The sequence below is a fragment of the Mesorhizobium sp. 131-2-1 genome (assembly GCF_016756535.1).
Taxonomy (GTDB): Bacteria; Pseudomonadota; Alphaproteobacteria; order Rhizobiales; family Rhizobiaceae; genus Mesorhizobium.
This window is the reverse complement of record NZ_AP023247.1, coordinates 6,734,985-6,751,125: the sequence shown is the minus strand read 5'-3', so window position 1 is coordinate 6,751,125 and position 16,141 is coordinate 6,734,985. Positions and strand designations below refer to the sequence as shown.

At 63.0% G+C, this 16,141-nt stretch carries 13 protein-coding genes and 1 tRNA gene; 7 read left to right on the top strand and 7 right to left on the bottom strand.

Annotated elements, in window-relative coordinates; translation table 11 throughout:
* Nucleotides 1-111 precede the first annotated feature (111 nt).
* The 3 genes from mmsB to chvE all read right to left on the bottom strand — a co-directional run bounded on the left by mmsB (nt 112) and on the right by chvE (nt 4,194).
* The gene (gene mmsB / locus JG743_RS32415) at nt 112-1,404 is read right to left on the bottom strand and encodes a multiple monosaccharide ABC transporter permease (RefSeq protein WP_244673023.1); all 1,293 of its coding nucleotides are present in this window, start codon (nt 1,402-1,404) and stop codon (nt 112-114) included.
* The gene (mmsA, locus tag JG743_RS32410) at nt 1,401-2,936 is read right to left on the bottom strand and encodes a multiple monosaccharide ABC transporter ATP-binding protein (RefSeq protein ID WP_202296546.1); all 1,536 of its coding nucleotides are present in this window, start codon (nt 2,934-2,936) and stop codon (nt 1,401-1,403) included. The genes mmsB and mmsA overlap by 4 nt, the downstream gene beginning before the upstream one ends.
* A gap of 190 nt (nt 2,937-3,126) precedes the next feature.
* Nucleotides 3,127-4,194, bottom strand: coding sequence for a multiple monosaccharide ABC transporter substrate-binding protein (gene chvE / locus JG743_RS32405; RefSeq protein ID WP_202296544.1), 1,068 nt, complete (start codon nt 4,192-4,194; stop codon nt 3,127-3,129).
* A gap of 292 nt (nt 4,195-4,486) precedes the next feature.
* On the opposite strand from chvE, the gene JG743_RS32400 reads away from it, so the two are divergent.
* Together JG743_RS32400 and JG743_RS32395 are read left to right on the top strand one after the other, a co-directional pair.
* Complete coding sequence (locus tag JG743_RS32400; RefSeq protein WP_202296542.1) at nt 4,487-5,476, top strand: LysR family transcriptional regulator; 990 nt, start codon at nt 4,487-4,489, stop codon at nt 5,474-5,476.
* Between the two features lie 337 nt (nt 5,477-5,813).
* Nucleotides 5,814-6,626, top strand: a complete 813-nt coding sequence (locus JG743_RS32395) for a class I SAM-dependent methyltransferase (RefSeq protein WP_202296541.1) — start codon at nt 5,814-5,816, stop codon at nt 6,624-6,626.
* A gap of 336 nt (nt 6,627-6,962) precedes the next feature.
* Here the strand turns inward: JG743_RS32395 and JG743_RS32390 are convergent, their stop codons facing one another.
* Together JG743_RS32390 and JG743_RS32385 are read right to left on the bottom strand one after the other, a co-directional pair.
* Nucleotides 6,963-8,825 carry an adenylate/guanylate cyclase domain-containing protein gene (locus JG743_RS32390; RefSeq protein WP_202296539.1) on the bottom strand — a complete coding sequence of 621 codons (1,863 nt, stop codon included), beginning with the start codon at nt 8,823-8,825 and terminating at the stop codon, nt 6,963-6,965.
* 241 nt (nt 8,826-9,066) lie between these two features.
* Nucleotides 9,067-10,902, bottom strand: coding sequence for a hypothetical protein (locus JG743_RS32385; protein WP_202296537.1), 1,836 nt, complete (start codon nt 10,900-10,902; stop codon nt 9,067-9,069).
* Between the two features lie 588 nt (nt 10,903-11,490).
* On the opposite strand from JG743_RS32385, the gene JG743_RS32380 reads away from it, so the two are divergent.
* Both JG743_RS32380 and JG743_RS32375 read left to right on the top strand, forming a co-directional pair.
* Nucleotides 11,491-12,078 (top strand): CatB-related O-acetyltransferase, encoded by a 588-nt coding sequence (locus JG743_RS32380; protein WP_202296535.1) that lies wholly within the window; start codon nt 11,491-11,493, stop codon nt 12,076-12,078.
* A gap of 158 nt (nt 12,079-12,236) precedes the next feature.
* On the top strand, nt 12,237-12,689 hold the full coding sequence (locus tag JG743_RS32375; protein ID WP_202296533.1) for a hypothetical protein: 453 nt from the start codon (nt 12,237-12,239) through the stop codon (nt 12,687-12,689).
* Nucleotides 12,690-12,776: 87 nt separating this feature from the next.
* On the opposite strand, the gene JG743_RS32370 is transcribed toward JG743_RS32375, so the two are convergent.
* Nucleotides 12,777-12,850: transfer RNA gene (locus JG743_RS32370), tRNA-Gly, on the bottom strand.
* A 125-nt stretch (nt 12,851-12,975) separates the two neighbouring features.
* Between JG743_RS32370 and JG743_RS32365 the strand changes: the two genes are divergently transcribed.
* The 3 genes from JG743_RS32365 to JG743_RS32355 all read left to right on the top strand — a co-directional run bounded on the left by JG743_RS32365 (nt 12,976) and on the right by JG743_RS32355 (nt 15,104).
* On the top strand, nt 12,976-13,977 hold the full coding sequence (locus JG743_RS32365; RefSeq protein WP_210388515.1) for an LpxL/LpxP family acyltransferase: 1,002 nt from the start codon (nt 12,976-12,978) through the stop codon (nt 13,975-13,977).
* Nucleotides 13,978-13,990: 13 nt separating this feature from the next.
* Nucleotides 13,991-14,746, top strand: a complete 756-nt coding sequence (locus JG743_RS32360; protein WP_202296529.1) for a glycosyltransferase family 32 protein — start codon at nt 13,991-13,993, stop codon at nt 14,744-14,746.
* A gap of 94 nt (nt 14,747-14,840) precedes the next feature.
* Nucleotides 14,841-15,104 (top strand): DUF6460 domain-containing protein, encoded by a 264-nt coding sequence (locus JG743_RS32355; protein ID WP_202296527.1) that lies wholly within the window; start codon nt 14,841-14,843, stop codon nt 15,102-15,104.
* Here JG743_RS32355 and JG743_RS32350 read toward each other — a convergent pair.
* Nucleotides 15,092-16,009: a histone deacetylase family protein gene (locus JG743_RS32350; RefSeq protein WP_202296525.1), complete on the bottom strand. Its 918-nt coding sequence runs from the start codon at nt 16,007-16,009 to the stop codon at nt 15,092-15,094. The two genes, JG743_RS32355 and JG743_RS32350, sit on opposite strands and share 13 nt — an antisense overlap.
* Nucleotides 16,010-16,141 lie beyond the last annotated feature (132 nt).

The following is a 16,141-nucleotide window of genomic DNA, read 5'->3' as shown; positions in this document are numbered from 1 at the left end:
CTTTCCTCGCTGGAGCGGTTCAGCTTTGAGCAGCCGACCCGCTCCAAATATTTCGTCTCTGCGCAATTCCCAGCGGAAAACCGCTACGCACTTTTCCTGGAATTGCTCCTGTCAGGCCTTGTTCTTGTTGTAGACGTCGAAGATCACCGCGCCGAGCAGCACCAGGCCCTTGACCACCTGCTGCCAGTCGACATTGACGCCCATGATCGACATGCCGTTGTTCATCACGCCCATGATGAAGCCGCCGACCACCGCGCCGATGACCTGCCCGACGCCGCCCATCGCCGAGGCGCCGCCGATGAAGACAGCCGCGATGACGTCGAGCTCGCTGCCGAGGCCGGCCGCGGGCACCGCCTGGCCGAGCCGGGCCGCGATGATCAGGCCGCCGAGCGCCGAAAGCACGCCCATGTTGATGAACACCATCAGGGTCAGCCGCTCGGTGTTGATGCCCGACAGTTGCGCCGCCTTGGCGTTGCCGCCCATCGCATAGATGCGGCGGCCGATGGTCATGCGCTTGGTGACGAAGACGAACAGCGAGATCAGCACGCCCATCACCAGGAGCACGACCGGCAGGCCCCTGTAGCTCGCGAACTGGACAACCAGGAACAGCGCCAGCGCGCTGCCGACCAAGGTCTTGATGACGAACAGCGGGAAGGGCTCGGCCTCATAGCCATGACTCTCACGCTTGCGGCGGGCCCTCAGCCCGAAATAGGCATAGGCCAGCACAGCGACCAGTCCGAGCACGATCGTCGTCATGTGCAGCGTAAGCCCGCTGCCGAGGATGGTCTTGCCGGCGGCATTCACCGTCGGCGGGATGAGCGTCAGCGGGCCGATCACGTCGGGAATGAAGCCCGAGCTCAGCGCCTTGAAACTGTCGGGAAGCGGGCCGACCGAGGAGCCGCCGCCCAGCAGTGCCTGGCAGATGCCGCGGAAGATCAGCATCCCCGCCAGCGTGACGATGAAGCTCGGTATTCGGTGATAGGCGATCCAGTAGCCCTGCGCCGCGCCTATGCCGCCGCCGACGACAAGGCAGATGATTGAAACCACCAGCGGATTGCTGAGCGGCCCGAGCGGCCAGATGACCATCATCATCGCTGCCAGCGCCCCGATGAAGCCCGCGACCGAACCGACGCTGAGGTCGATATGGCCGGATACGATGACCAGCAGCATGCCCAGCGCCATCACGATGATGAACGAGTTCTGCTGGACCAGGTTGCTGAGGTTGACCGGTTTGAACAGCGTTCCCGATGTCGTGTACTGGAAGAACAGCATGATGACGATCAGCGCGATGATCAGGCCGTATTCGCGCAGGTTCGTCGTCAGCGCCGAGACGGCGACGCGCGGACCCTGCTTGACGTCTTCGGCTGCGCCGCTCTGCGGTGCGGGAGCGCTTTCTGTGCTCATGATGCTTTTTTTCCTTCTCCGCGAACGATGGCGCGCATGATTTTTTCCTGGCTGGCGTCGCTTGCCGCCATTTCGCCGACCATGCGCCCTTCGTTCATGACATAGATGCGGTCGGTGATGCCGAGGAGCTCCGGCATTTCCGACGAGATGACGATGATCGCCTTACCCTCGGCAGCGAGACGGGCGATGATCGTATAGATTTCGTACTTGGCGCCGACGTCGATGCCGCGCGTCGGCTCGTCGAGAATCAGCAGCTCCGGGTCGGCGAACAGCCATTTCGACAGCACCACCTTCTGCTGGTTGCCGCCCGAAAGATTGCCGGTCAGCTGATAGACGCTGGAGGCGCGGATGTTCGTCTTCTTTCGATAGTCGTTGGCTACGCTCATTTCGCGCATGTCGTCGATGACGCCGCGGCTCGAAACGCCGCCCAAATTGGCTAAAGTCACATTGTGCTTGATGTGGTCGATGAGGTTGAGGCCGTAGGTCTTGCGGTCCTCGGTAACATAGGCGATGCGGTTTTCCACCGCCTTGCTCACCGACGAAAGGTCGATCGGCTTGCCCCGGTGCAAAACCTCGCCGGTGATGTGCCGGCCGTAGGAGCGGCCGAACAGGCTCATCGCGAATTCGGTGCGGCCGGCGCCCATCAGCCCGGCGATGCCAACCACCTCGCCCTTGCGCACATTGAGGTTGACGTTCTTGATCACCTGCCGGTCGGCGTGGATCGGATGGTAGACCGACCAGTCCTTGACCTCGAAGACGACCTCGCCGATCTGCGGCTCGCGCGGCGGATAGCGGTCGTCGAGCGAGCGGCCGACCATCGAGGTGATGATGCGGTCTTCCGAGATGTCCTGCCTGGCCAGCGTCTCGATGGTGCGCCCGTCGCGGATCACGGTGACCTTGTCGGCGACCCGGTTCACCTCGTTGAGCTTGTGCGAGATCAGGATCGAGGTCATGCCCTGGCGCTTGAACTCGAGCAGAAGGTCGAGCAGCGCCTGGCTGTCCTTTTCGCTGAGCGAGGCCGTCGGCTCGTCGAGGATCAACAGCTTCACTTCTTTGCTGAGCGCCTTGGCGATCTCGACCAGCTGCTGCTTGCCGACGCCGATATTGGTGATCAGCGTCTTGGGGTCTTCCCTGAGCCCGACTTTCTTCAGCAATGCGGCGGTGCGCTTCTCGTTGGCATCCCAGTCGATGACGCCATAGCTGGCGTGCTCGTTGCCGAGGAAGATGTTTTCCGCGATCGACAGCATTGGCACCAGGGCAAGCTCCTGGTGGATGATGACGATGCCGATATGCTCGCTGTCATGGATGCCCTTGAAGTGGCATTCCTGGCCGCGAAAGACGATCTCGCCCTCATAGGTGCCGGACGGATAGACCCCTGACAGCACCTTCATCAGCGTCGATTTGCCGGCGCCGTTCTCGCCGACGACGGCGTGGATCTCCCCTTCCTCGACGCTGAGGTTGACGTTCGACAGCGCCTTCACGCCGGGGAACGTCTTGGTGATGTCGCGCATCTCCAAAATCGTCGAGGTCATTAGGAATTTCCGCTCCCTGGCGCATGCCTTCCGGTTTCGGAAAGCGTCTTGCGCGAAATCAACATACTGCAGTCTGGCCCGCGCCGCGACGGTGCATGGCGCTGCAGAAGCCGGCAAAAAACAATACCGGCGTCGCTTGCGAACGAAAAGGGGCCCTGCGTCGCGCAGGACCCCTCCCTTTGAAGCCGGATTACTTCAGCTCGTCGGCCTTGATGTAGCCGGAGTCGACGACCTGCGCCTGGTAGTTCGACTTGTCGACGTCATGCGGCGTCAACAGGATCGAGGGAACGACCTTGACGTCGTTGTTGTAGGTCTTTTCGTCGAGGCCGTCGGGCTTGCCGCCGGAGAGCACCTTGTCGACCAGCTGCACGGTGGCCTTGGCCAGTTCGCGGGTGTCCTTGAACACCGTCGAGTACTGCTCGCCCGAGATGATCAGCTTGACCGAGGCGGTCTCGGCGTCCTGACCGGTCACGATAGGCCAGGGCTGTGCATCCGTGCCGTAACCGACAGCGCGCAGCGAGGCGGTGATGCCGCGCGACAGGCCGTCATAGGGCGACAGAACGCCATCGACGCGGCTGCCGTCCGAGTAGTTGGCCGAGAGCAGGTTGTCCATGCGGGCCTGGGCGGTAGCGGCGAGCCAGCGCAGCGTGCCGACCTTGTCCATGCCGGTCTGGCCGGACTTGATCTTGATCGAGCCGTCGTCGATCAGCGGCTGCAGGACGGAGATCGCGCCATTGTAGAAGAAGAAGGCATTGTTGTCGTCCGGCGAGCCGCCGAACAGTTCGACGTTCCACGGCTTGGTGTTCGGGAAGCGCTCCTTGAGACCCTTGACCAGGGAGTTTGCCTGGATCACGCCGACGCCGAAATTGTCGAAGGTGGTGTAGTAGTCGACGTTCGGGGTCTTCTTGATCAGGCGGTCATAAGCGACGACGACGACGCCCGCGTCGTTGGCCTTCTGCAGCGCATCGGCCATGGTGGTGCCGTCGATCGAGGCGATGATCAGCGCCTTCGGGCCCTTGGTGATTTCGTTTTCCAGCTGGCTGAGCTGGTTCGGGATGTCGTCCTGCGCGTACTGCAGGTCGACCGTGTAGCCGAGAGCCTCGAGCTGCGACTTGACGGCGTCGCCGTCGTTGATCCAGCGCTGCGAGGTCTTAGTCGGCATCAGCACGCCGACAAGGCCTTCGCCCGCATGCGCCGGCAGCGTCATGGCCGCGATGCCAAGGGCCGCCACGGCGGCCAGTGTCTTGATGATTTTCACAGTAACTCTCCCTGGTTGATGGACGCGACACCTCGGGGCTTCTCGGGCCGCGCAGGCGAGCAGGAGCGCGAGATGCGCCGCTGTCGTCTATCGATCTCCGGTATCCTCCCAATCGGCCCCGCGGCGCTGATTTCAGCCGACACGATCTCCCTCGTCATCGACCGTCATGCCACGGGACGCGCGAAGGGTGTGTCCCTTTGACATAACTGTCAAATGCGATCTCTGATGGTTGCTATATCGAAACTGGTATATATCGGCAGCCGACGAACAGTTGCGGGAGCGAAGACAGAGTATGGCGGCACTGCGCAATCCTGATGGCATTTCAGGCGCATACGACGAACTGCCGGGCGATGGCGAAACGCTTCTGCGCAGCGGGCTCAGCCTGCGCCACATGCGCATGATCGCAGCCCTTGACGATCACGGCCGGGTAAGCGCCGCGGCCCAGGTGATGAACATCTCGCAGCCCGCCGCCTCGCGCATGATTTCGGAGATGGAGGCGGTGCTCGACGTGAAGCTCTGCGAGCGGCTGCCGCGCGGCATCACGCTCACGCCCTACGGCAAGGCGCTGGCCAGGCGCGCACGCTCGATCCTGCTCGAGATGCGCGAGGCCGACCGCGAGATATCCGAGCTCAAGGCGGGCAAGGGCGGCTCGGTGTTCCTGGGCGCGGTGACGGCGCCGGCGATCGAGCTGGCGGTGCCGGCGATCCGCGAGATCCGCCGCCTTTATCCGCGCATCGAGATCACCATGCAGGTTGAGACCTCGAACGTGCTGGCGCGCGAGCTGATTGCGTCGCGCCACGATTTCATCATCGCCCGCATCCCCGACGACCTCAATCCGCGCCTGTTCGAATCGCGCGTCATCGGCGTCGAGAAGGCCTGCCTGATCGTGCGCCGCGGCCACCCGCTGAGCAAGGGCAAGGCGGTGCGGCTGGAGGAGACCGCCGCCTACGACTGGGTCTTCCAGTCCGGCGGCTCGCCGCTGCGCCAGGCGATGGAGAGCAACTTCCTCAATCGCAACATCGCGCTGCCGGACCGCATCCTCAACACATCTTCACTGCTGCTCACCCTGGTCATGGTGGCGCAGTCCGATGCCATCGCGCCGGTGTCGGTGCAGGTGGCGAAATTCATCCAGAATCCCGACGGGCTGGCGGGCGCCATCGATGTCGTCCAGACCGAGTTCGACATCGAGGTCCGGCCCTACAGCCTGATCACGGTGAAGAACCGCGTGCTCTCGCCGGCCGCCAAGATGCTGCACGATTTCATCCTGCGGGAAGTGGGATGACGGCTGGGTCGGCGGCCGCAAGCCAAGGCCGGACGGCGACGGACTTAACCGGCGGCGCAATGGTTTTGACATTGTGGCCAATCAAACGGCGTGCACTGGTCGCGGCTCAGACGGACCATTAAGCGTCAGAGCGGTCGTTCGCCTCCGGTTTCTCGAATGACCGGGTGGGGCCGCAACCGGACTTTCCGTTTTTGGGTGACTGGGCTAGAAAGCGGACCAATCGGTCCAGGGTGTCGCGAACCGGCTCTGCCCGGTCGGGCAAAGCCTGCCCGGCAACACGTCTTTGGTCCTTCGTTGATCCGTCGTAGGGTTCGTGGCCAAGCGGAGGGTCCAGACGATGTCCAGTGCCGACTATTTGCTGTCGGACAGCGCTTCAGAGCTTGAGCGCCTGCGCCTCCAGGCGCGCGTGTGGGAGCCGGAGACAGAGGCGTGGCTCGACAGCCTTGGCCCGATGGAGGGCTGGCACTGCCTGGATCTCGGTTGCGGGGCCATGGGCATCCTTGGGTCTCTGGCGCGGCGCGCTGGGGCGTCAGGGCGCATCGTAGGTGTCGACATCGATGCCATGCAGCTTCGCGCCGCCCGCGCATTTGTCGCCGAAAACAATCTGCCGAAGGTTGAGATCCTGGAAGCTGACGCCTACGCGTCCCCGCTTCCCGCCAACTCGTTTGACCTCGCGCACGTCCGTTTCCTCTTTGCGCCGGTCGGCCGGGATGCGCAGCTGATGGATGAGCTTTGGCGGCTGACGAAGCCCGGCGGCATCATTGCGATCCAGGAGCCGGACAGCGCGGCGTGGCGCTGCTACCCGCCGTCTGACGCGTGGGACCGGCTGAAGGCGGCAATTCTCGAGGCATTCCGCCGCGGCGGAGGTGATTTCGACGCAGGCCGACGTACTCACAAGATGCTGCGCGAGCGGGGAGCTGAGGACTTGCGCGTGCGCGCCGCCGTTGTCGCCCTAGCGCCAGGTCACCCGTACCTGCGGCTGCCTATCCAGTTCGCGACCTCGCTAAGGAACCGAATTCTGGACGCTGGCCTGATGACCAAATCCGAGCTGGATGATGCGATCGTCGAATGCGAGCAAGTTGCAGGTGATCCAAAAACCACGGGCCTAACTTTCGTCGTCACTCAAGCGTGGGGTCGCAAGCCGGTCTGAAATCGCGCCCAAACGACATTTAGCTGCGCTCGCTTGCCGACAACAAAGTGCCTCCAGCCAGCAACGGCGTGCCGACGATTCGAAGCCGGCAATCAGTTCTGCTTCGAATGCAGCCATTGACCGGCCACGCTCGAGCAATGGCATGTAGACGGTCGCCGGCAGGTTTTCGTGAAGCCGCCTGTCGATTCGTTCAGGTTGCAAGGCCGCTGTAGGTTGGCGGCCATCCGGCCGAAGGGGCCGTCACGGTCTGTAACCTCACACGTTTTGACCTGTTAGTCTGGCAACACCTGGAAAGCTTGCCGCTTCGGTGCGCTCGATCATCGCCGATCAACCGTATTAGCTGGTGAGATCGAGCACCTTCTGCCAGCGTGGATCGTTGTGAAGCGGGTCGAAATCGGAGTCGTGCAGAACCCAAGCCTTCATTTCATGGTTGGCCCGCGGCATCACCCTTTCGAGCAGGTCGAACGCCCGATCACGATCGCCAAGTATGCAATGAAAGCAAGCAAGATTGTATTGGGTCAGGACGTCGTCGGGATCGATGACCTGCGCGCGCGCCGCCCACTCCTTTGCCCGATCGAACTCTCCCAATCCTAAGAGTGCGTTGGCGCCGAGATAGGCGGGCCGGGCATTTTCAGGGTTCCTCGCCAGTTGCCGTTCCGCGCGCTCGATGGCTCTGCGAGCCGTCTCCAATCTGTCGACATATCGCCCGAGCGAGCGATAGACCTGCATGAGCAACATCGATGACTGATAGTCATTGGGGTCGATCTCGGCCGCGCGCTCCCAGTGCGTGGCGGCCGTCTCCAGCTTACCCTGTGCGAAGCAGCAGCGGGCGTAGAAGTAATGCGCTTCGAACAGATTGGGATTGCTTGCGATCGCCCGTTCAAACGCCGTTTCGGCCTCCTCGTAGCGTTGGCCGACCGCCAAGGCGAGTCCGCGAGAGGCGTGCGCTTCGGCCAGACCGCTGTCGATCTCGAGTGCCCTCGCGGCGTTGGCGAGGATGCCCTCGAGCGAAACCTCCTCGCTATAGTCGAGAAAGAGGAACGAGTCGCAATCGGCGGTACCGGCATAGGCGCGCGCATAGAGCGGGTCGAGTTCGATCGCCATGGCGAACATTCGCCTGGCCAGCCTGTAATATGATTTCGAACCGCGGTGGAAAAACTCCCGCCCCCTGAGATAGTAGGTATAGGCCTCGACATTCTCAGTCGGCGCCAGCTCGATCGCCTCTTTTTCTTCCGGCAGCAGCTTGACCTTCAGCTGGTCGACGATGGTGTGAGTGATCTCGTCCTGGATCGCAAAAATATCGGTCAGATCGCGATCGTAGCGGTCGGCCCAGACGTGCCCGCCATCCGCACCGTCGATGAGCTGTCCGGTGACGCGCACGCGCGACCCAACCTTGCGCACGCTACCCTCCAGAACAAATCTGACGCCGAGTTCCTGTGCTGCCTGCTGTACCCTGATAGGCTTGCCCTTGTAAGTGAACACCGTGTTGCGGGCGATGACGTGCAGCCCCGAGATCTTCGACAGGTCGGTGATGATGTCCTCGGTGATGCCGTCGGAAAAGTATTCCTGCTCGGGGTCGCCGCTCATGTTGTTGAAGGGAAGGACGGCGATAGACGGCCTTTCCTTCGCCGGCCCCGACTTGGGTTGCGCAGCGCCGCTCGTCACACGTGGCGGCGGAGCGGACTGGAAGAGGTTGACGTTGTAGACCCTGACCGGCCGCTCGATGTTCTTGAGCGCCTGCTCGCCGGTGTCCTCGAACGTCAGATCGAGCCGGTTGCCGACATTGTCGCGGACCGACCCGGACACTGCGATGCCGCCCGGCCTGGCGATGCTTTCGATGCGCGCCGCGATGTTGACGCCGTCGCCATAGATGTCGTTGTCCTCGAAGATGATGTCGCCGAGATGGATGCCGATGCGAAACTCGATGCGACGGTCCTCCGCCACTTCGACGTTGCGCTCGCGCATCTTGCGCTGGATCTCCGTGGCACAGGCAACGGCGTTCACCACGCTCGGGAACTCGACAAGCATGCCGTCGCCGGTGAGCTTGACGATGCGGCCCTGGTGCTCGGCGATCTTGGCGTCGGCCATCTCGCGCCGATGCGTCTTCAGAGCCGACAGCGTACCAGCCTCATCCAACCCCATGAGGCGGCTGTAGCCAACCACATCGGCGGCGAGGATCGCAGTAAGCCGACGTTCCATGCGGAAATCCGGATTTTCAGAGATGTCTAAAGTATCAGGTTCAGCGGTTCGTGCCATATCTAAATCCCGCTGGCGCGCTCCGAAACTGCGCCTCCGCGGGAACCGCTTGGCTCTTTTGGCAGGCCGACCGCGCCTGCGTCCAAAACCGATGTCCGGAATTGGCGGTGCTAAACCGACGTTGGCGCCGCGATCTGTGCAGGTCCGCCATGGCGCAACCACGAGCGCCCGCGACCAGGAGGGATTAGTAGAAGGCGGGGATGGTTGTCAGGGTCTCCTCCAGGAGCTTCGCCTTAATCTCCTCGGCCGTGAGGTCGGGGCCGCCCGGAATCAGATCGTGCTTCTTGAGCCACCAGATCGGTAACTCCTCGGCATCACAGTATGCCAGGTTCGCCTTGATCTGCGTTCGCAGCCGCCGCAGTTCCGGCACGGTGATCACTGGGCTGGCGACCTGGTCGAACTTCAGCCGCACCACACCGATGCTGGTGCGGACCTCGACCACGATCGGTTCGGCGAGCCGTAGCGAGCCTGGCCCGTCGAGCTCGAGCTTGGAGGGCAACGCGTTCTCGCCGGGGACGAAGGTAAGCCCGGTGCTGCCGTCCGTGGCGGGCATGCGCACGGAAATGACGTTGTCGACCGATACGGGCGCGGTGCCGGTCGACGTGAGCTCAGCCTCGGCGTGCATAGTGACCGAGCCGGCTGGGTCGTCGTCGAATGCCTTGAGCGTGGAGTCGCCCAGCAGGCCGCACGACACGAACGGAGCATTTCGCGCGAACCGCGACGCTGTCACTTTCAACTCGCCGGGGCTTAGGTTCGTCACGCTCCATGTGCCGCCGACGGTCACCGCCTCGGCATCGGCCGAGAACGTCGTGATCGCGCCAGGGAGGGCGCTCGGCGCCGTGAACGGAATGCGGGCGCGGTATTTGAAGCGTTCGATATCCTCGACCGTCGTACCTTCCGGGAGACCTTCGATCCCGGAGGCGATCTCGGCGATGGTGTGGGACACCTCGTCGAGCAGCACGCCGAGCACCTCGTTGAGCACAATCGCCGCCAGCCAGCCGGCGAGCGGGACGAACGCTGCGACGAGGCCGGCGATCACGGCGCGAATCCCGTCGGCAAGGTCGTCGGCCGCGGAAGCGTCGATTTCGACTACTACCTTGCCGGTCTCGTATCCGACCGAGATACCGAACGAGGCGGAAACGACGTTGCCGAACACCTCGACGCCGTCCTCCCACACCTCAAGATACGGCGTGATCGTAAAGGAGGCGCGATCGCCGTGGCCGGAATACTGCACATCGACGGTGCGCACCCGATACTGGCCGAGCGCCTGTGCAAGCCGCCCCCAGATCTCCGTCTGGATCGTGAGGCTCAGGTCCCGCGGGAGTGCGACAACGGCCCAGTCAGCGCCGCCAAGTCTCTCCGTGATCACGCCGTTGTAGAAGTCGGTCCAGCGAGAGGGGTTGCCGTCGTTGGCCACCTCGGCACGGATGACCAGCGCGTTGCCCGTCGCGTCGAGGGCGATCCCCTGGTTCCAGAACTGCAGGCCCTCGGCGAGCGTGTCTGAGAGGTCTAACTTGAGAGGCTTCAGGTTGAGAAGCGATTTCAGCTTGTCCATCGCCCATTGCTTCGGGTCGACGACGCCCGCGATCGACGGGAACGAGATGCCGACCTCGAGGTCGCGGAACCTCGTCTCGAGTGCCAGCACGCCGATCGAGGACTGCTTGACCTCGAGGTTGAAGACGAGCGTGCCATCAATGATCACGTCGGGAGTCGCGAGGCGGTTCGGTTGTGCTGCGATGTTGGCCTCGGCCGTTATCTCGACGCTAACGTCGACAGCCAGCTGCGTCTGCCGAGCGCTGATGTCGTAGTACCCGGGACCTTGGTCGTGGCCGGCGTTGACATGCAATAGGCGGTAGGACGCGATCACGTCGCGGCGGAGGCTCACGCCGCGATAGCGCACCCGCTGTAGCTGCATGCCGAGGTAGGGGTCCGGGAGCGGCCGCGGTTTTGCGAGCAGCGTCTGGAGCACCTGGTCGGTGAACTTTTGGGCACTAACCTGAAGCTCGATCGTTGAAGTCATAACGATAATCCAGCTGCCTGAAAGTGGTCAGTCGTGCTCGCTCTGTGGCGATAGAAAGGAACCTGTGGTGTAGAGTAGGACGGTTCTGTTGATGTCCCACCCGTTCTCGCCGGCGACTTGGGTGTCGTAGCGAAAAATTGCATTGCCTTCTTATTGCGCGTAGTCAGGGACTGCGTCCGTCACCTGAGTACCCAACAATGAAAATTACTGGGCACATTGCGGCAACGTGATCATGCGAAGTACACTTTAGCAAGGTCGTATATTTATTCTCATCAAGACCTTTATAGGATTGGTGAACAACACGTTACGATGGTCCTTGGCATCCTATTCATCTCGCCACACCACCCGCTTCTCCCATCAGATATCGACTAGGCGCCGGAAGCGGATCGTGTGGGCCTGCTCGCCAGTCGCGTGAAATCCGGCGGATCGCTCATGCTCCGCATGTGACCGCCGGCGGTGAACGTGTTGAAAGACGCCGACAGCTCGGGCGTCTCGAATGCCTTCGCGCATGTTCAAAACCCAAAATCCACCCTTTACAAGTCGGGAGCCCGGATACCAACGTAATCGTCGGGGTAGGGCTCTCCATCGATGGCTTTCAAGAAACTGCGCATCCTGCTCGGCCTGAAGGCCGATCCAAACGCCATTCCGGCCCATGCCAGGATCGGCCGGTACTCCAAGAGCCTGCACGGGCGCTCTTTCTTTAACTGCACCGAACAGTCGCCGGTCGAGATCGGCTCGTTCTGCGCGATCGCTCCCGGCGTCCGCTTCTTCTGTCAGGCAAACCATCCGACGGACACGGCCGCGAACTACGCGCTGCAGCACCAGCTGTTCAAAACCAGGTCGACCTTCGAATATCTGCGAACGAACGGCCCCATCAAGCTCGGCCACGATGTTTGGATCGGCACCGACGCCGTCGTCCTGTCCGGCGTCACCATCGGCGACGGCGCCGTGATTGCCGCCCGCAGCGTGGTGACCAGGGACATTCCGCCCTACGCCATTGCCGGGGGCAATCCGGCAAGGGTCATCAAATATCGGTTCCCGGACGAGACGATCGCCGGCATGCAGAAAATCCGCTGGTGGGACTGGCCGATCGAAAGACTGATGCGGGAGAAGGCGGCTTTCGACCTGCCGGCCGGCCAGTTCGTCGAGCGCTTCCTGGAGTCTCCTTCGCCATAGGGCGCGCCGACCATCCTGTTCGACGGGCAGTCCTCGCCTCAAGCGGCAGGCTCGCTCGCGCGAGTGTAACAGACCGATCGGAAGTTTGATTAGCGTTGCCTAATGTTAACCATCTTGATGCTAGCGTAGGCGCCGCGAGACAAACGCGAGACCACAGTATGAAGATCGATCTGCTGCCTGCAAAACTTGGATGGACGTCGAAGACCATGGCGATTGGGCTCGCCGCTATCCTGACGGCGCTGCCCGCGAAGGCCGAGACGGTCGGCGACAATCCTGGTGGCCAGATCGTGAGCTTTGCCCTGCACATCGCCGAATTGCGCGCCGCCGACGAGCCGGTGAGCCTGGAGGGGGCGTGCGACAGCGCCTGCACGCTCTATCTGTCGCTGCCGGTGGAACAGCTCTGCGTGACCCCACACGCCTCCTTCGGCTTCCACCTGCCCTACGGCGTCGGCGCCCGGCAGAACGCAGTCGCCGCAAATTACCTTCTCTCGCAATACCCTGACTGGGTGCGGCAATGGATCGATGAGCATGGCGGCCTGACGCACACCATAGTGCGGATGGAAGTCGACGAGGTGGCAAAGCATCTTCCGCTGTGCGGTGTGCTGGCGTGACCGGCGCAGGATCCATCCGCACCTGAACTGGACCGCGCGCGGCCGCGGCAGGGTGCGGGAAGGCTCCGCCTGATAGGTTGATTTTGCTGGAGCGGGTAGCGGGAATCGAACCCGCGCGTTCAGCTTGGGAAGCTGACAGGCTACCATTACATCATACCCGCGCGCGCCCTCGTTACCATGATGGCCGGGCTTCGGGCAATCGCCAAAGCGGTGCCCGAATGACGAGAGAGCCTTTGATGCCGGCGATCGGTCATGCTAGGAGCGCCTTTGCTTTGGGGATCGGCAGTTGTTTGCCTGCCGACTACAGCAAGCAAGGTGTGGGTGGGGACCCGGCTTGGAATTCAACATACGCAAGAGAAAACGGGCCGCCGAGGCCAGGAAGATATTTGCGCCGGAAGATCTCAAATTTCTGCTGCAGCTTCCTGCCTTCGCGATTGTCTCACTGTTCGTTCCCGAGTGGGGATGGCGAGCGATTTGCCTGTCGATGGAGCGGCTGGGCAGCGTATCTTTCGCCCCGCGGGATAGCGGTGTCCTGCAGACCCTTCGTTCGTTCGGACTGGTCGGCGATGACCACCTGCGCCGCGTCCGCGCGACGCGCCACGAGCATCACATACAGATCGTGCGCGAGCGGCTTGGTGGATGGAGCCCGGCCATCGCATTGCAAGGCATCGAGCATCTCGAAGCCGCGCAAGATGCGGGCCATGGCGCGGTGCTGTGGATCGCGCATTTCAGCTTCAATGCGCTGGCGGCGAAGATGGCCTTTGCCAGGGCCGGGTTCGAGGTCTTTCACGTCAGCAGGCCCGAGCATGGCTTCACCAAGTCGCGTTTCGGCATCCGTTTCCTCAATCCGATCAGGAGTGGCGCGGAGCTGAGATATGCCGCCGGCCGCATCGTGATCGACCGCGCCGATCCCGCTGCCAGCATGAACGAGGCTCGTCGGTTGCTTCGAGCGAACAAGTTCGTTTCAATAACCGCGGGAGCCTGGGAGGGCGAAATGCTGGTCAAGGCGCGGATTGGCGAATCGGCCGTGGAGGTGGCCAGCGGCGCCCCCCGGCTGGCCAGGATCGCCGGCGCTCCGCTGTTGCCAGTTTTCGTCGTGCGCGATGACAGCACCGGCAAGTTGCACGTGACCGTCGAGCGGCCGATCGATCTCACCCGCCATCGGGACAAGGCCGAGATGATCCAAAGCGCCGCGCAGGATTTTGCAGACCGGCACCTGCCCTATTTGCAAAGCTGGCCGCATCAATGGCGTGACTGGGAGAAACTGACCGCGTTCACCGCGCGCTGACGGTCGAGAGCTCATGCCGCTATTCAGCATTATCATAACGGACGACCACAGCACCGACCTTCCCGAACGGGTCAGCGAGAACATCCGCTCGTTCAAGGCCGCGCATCCGGGCGAGGAACATGTCCTGTTCGAGGAAGCGGCTTTGAGCGAGTTCATCGCGGCGCATTTCGACGCCGAGGTGTTGTCGGCCTTCCGCGCCTTGCGCCCCTATTCCTACAAGGCAGATCTCGCAAAATATTGCCTGCTCTACGAGCAGGGCGGCGTCTACGCCGATCTTTCCTATCAATTCCTGCGCGGCGTTCCGCGCGACGAGGGACGGCTGTCGGTGTTTCGGGACTTCCTCAGTTCGACGCCATGGGACACCAGCCTCGGCGTGGTCGCCGCTCCCTTGCGCCACAGGGCTCTGGCCAAGGCCATCGAGCTGGTCTGCGCCAATGTGAAGCGTGAATATTACGGGCCGACCGCCTTGTGTCCGACCGGCCCGACGCTGTTCGGCAAGGCCATCGCCCTGACCTGCGATCCGGAAGACCTCATCGTCGGAGAGGCGGTCAGGTTGACGCTGCCACCAGGCGACGCCGAAGCTGCGCAGAAGCCGAGCCATTGCCTTCAGCACGCCAGGGAACTGGTGGCGGTCAAGCGCAAGCGGGGCGGCGGCCCCCTGTCGGAACTCGGCATCGGCGGCGGCAACCGCTACAACAGGCTCTGGCGCTCGCGGGAAGTCTATCGCGATCGGCCGCCATGGGCCCGCATCTTCCGTTGGCGCATTTGACGAACGTGCCCCTCCGGCTTGATGCCGGGCGGGCAAGTGCGTATTTCTGGGATCGATCCCCCGAATCGGGGCAGCCGAAACGTGGAGACGGCCCTTGTCCGCACTGACGCGCTTTCTCGGTGACTCACCGCTTCGGGTGCTCATCAAGCTGCTGGTGGTTTCGTTCCTCGTCGGCCTCGTCATGCACGCCTTCGGCTGGTCGCCGATGGACGTCTACTACGGTATCCGCCAATTCTTCATCGATCTGTGGAATCTCGGCTTCCATGCCATCGACCGTTTCCTCGGCTACATTCTTTTGGGCGCGGCGATCGTCGTGCCGGTCTTCATCCTGCTGAGGATCGCCAGCTACAGGAAGTGATTTCCGGCGAAGCCTGACGCCACCTCGAACAGGATGGCGTGGCGCGCGGCAAGTGTTGCCACGTCGGTCGAATAGCCGCCGCCGATGACGCCGCAGACCGGCATTCCGAGCCCGCGAAAATGGCGTATCACCATCGCGTCGCGGGCGCGCAGGCCTTCATCGGTAAGCGACAGCCGGCCCAGCCTGTCCCCGGCATGGACGTCGACGCCAGCATTGTAGAAGACGATGTCCCAGCGCGTCCTGGCCGAGAGGTCAGGCAGGATGCCGGCCAGCCTGTCGAGATAGGCCGCGTCGCCGGTGCCGTCGGGCAGCGCGACGTCGAGATCGGAAGCGATCTTGCGCACCGGATAGTTACGCTCGCCATGCATGGAAAAGGTGAACGCGCGTGGTTCATCCTTCAAAACATCCGCCGTGCCGTCGCCCTGATGCACGTCGAGATCGACGATCAGGATGTTTCTCGCGGCACCCTCGGCGAGCAGCACCAGCGAAGCGACCGCGACGTCGTTGAAGGTGCAGAAGCCTGCGCCCTGCGCGCGCCGCGCATGATGGCTACCGCCGGCGGCGTTGCAGGCAATGCCGTGGCGGAGCGCCAGTCGCGCCGCCAGCACCGTGCCGCCGGTGGCGAGCTGCGCCCGCAGCGAGACCCGCGGGCTTACCGGAAAGCCGATCTCGCGCTCGATCTTTGCGGGCACCTCGCAGGCCAGGACCTGGTCGACATAGTCGGCCGCGTGCGCCAGCTTCAGCCACGCTGCCGGCGCCGGCTCGGGCATGGTCAGCGTATCGCGCCTCGCCAGTCCGCGCGCGTCGAGCGCTTCCATCAAAAGCGGATATTTGCTCATCGGGAAACGATGATTGACGGCGAAGCCGGCTTCATAGTCGGGGTGGTGGACGATCTGCAGCGGCATGCCAGGCTTGGGATTCGGTTGGCCGGCGCCGAATGAATGATTGCGCGGCGTCAGGAAAGTGGGGCACATCGGTCGTCCGATCAAGCCGCCATGAGGATCAGGCTCTGGATCAGCTGTCGACATCGGCCGCCG